This window comes from Flavobacterium sp. W21_SRS_FM6, from assembly GCF_052119645.1.
Classification (GTDB): domain Bacteria; phylum Pseudomonadota; class Gammaproteobacteria; order Enterobacterales; family Alteromonadaceae; genus Paraglaciecola.
Map to the genome: position 1 here is coordinate 1 of NZ_JBGQOM010000031.1, position 1,298 is coordinate 1,298.

Below are 1,298 nucleotides of genomic sequence, written 5' to 3' on the forward strand. Positions count from 1 at the left end.
TGTCCCATCCTGAAATAAGTTGACATAAAGAGGACTTCTTTATGAAAACATCAAGTAATAAAAGCGCTAGACGGTCACAACGAGATTACACTTTAGGCTTTAAATTAAGTGTTGTTGAGCTAGTAGAAAAAGGCGAATTTACTTACAAACAAGCCCAAAATCACTTCGGCATACAAGGAAGAAGTACCGTTTTAGTCTGGCTTAGGAAACATGGTAAAATGAACTGGTCGAAGCCATTTCAACATCCACTTATGCCTAAATCAAAAGAAACACCTGCCCAACAAATTAAACGCTTAGAGCGTGAACTCCAAGATGAAAGAATCAGAAACCAAGTGCTCAACGGCATGGTGGATATCATGGACAAAGAATATGGAGCAGGCCTAAGAAAAAAGTACTTATCCGATACGTCTGGCAAGCTAAGCAAAACAACGAAATAAGCTTAGCTGCCGCGTGTCGGTTATTCAGTATCTCTCGACAGTCCGTTTATCAATCGGTATCGAGAATGGAAATGAAACGAGACAAATTAAACCCTATCAAAGTGTGGGTCATGTATTGGCGAAAATACATGCCCCAATTGGGTGTGCGTAAACTGTATCAACTCATCAAGCCGAAATTAGTTGAACATGACATCAAGTTAGGCAGAGATGGCTTGTTTGATTACCTTCGCCAGGAAGGCTTGCTGGTGAAAGCCAAGAAGAGTTACATCAAAACCACGTTCAGCAAACACTGGATGAAAAAACATCCTAATCTACTCAAAGATACAACGCCTACTCGGCCTGAAGAAATCTTTGTCAGTGATATAACCTATGTACAATCAAATGAAGGTGTCCACTATTTATCATTGGTTACAGATGCCTTCTCACGCAAGATAGTCGGTTATCATGTCAGTAATGAAATGAAAGCGACGGATGTCGTTAAAGCCCTCGATATGGCGATACAAAATAGACGTTACGACCATGATGCTATTCATCACTCAGACCGAGGATTGCAATACTGCTCAACGTTGTATCAATCAGTACTTGAGACAAATAACATCCGCCCTTCAATGACTGATGGCTATGACTGTTATCAAAATGCGCTCGCTGAACGAATAAACGGAATACTTAAACAAGAGTTCTTAATCTATCAATGCAATACACTGAATGAACTAAGAGTATTGGTCAGTGAATCGATAAACATATACAACGAATTAAGGCCGCACTTGAGTTTAGAGATGAACACACCTAACAAAGTGCATATAATGAAAAGCCAGCAAAAAATGCTGGCTTAAAACCGTCAACTTATTTTAGGACGGGACA

General features: G+C 39.8%; 1 protein-coding gene. It reads left to right on the forward strand.

The features are described from left to right. Nucleotides 1-41: 41 nt before the first annotated feature. Nucleotides 42-1,270 (forward strand): IS3 family transposase gene (locus tag ACEN2L_RS20700; RefSeq protein ID WP_441745968.1). Its coding sequence is split into 2 segments (ribosomal slippage): nucleotides 42-393 and nucleotides 393-1,270, totalling 1,230 coding nucleotides; the frame shifts between segments, so codons are not numbered across the junction. Nucleotides 1,271-1,298: the final 28 nt, after the last annotated feature.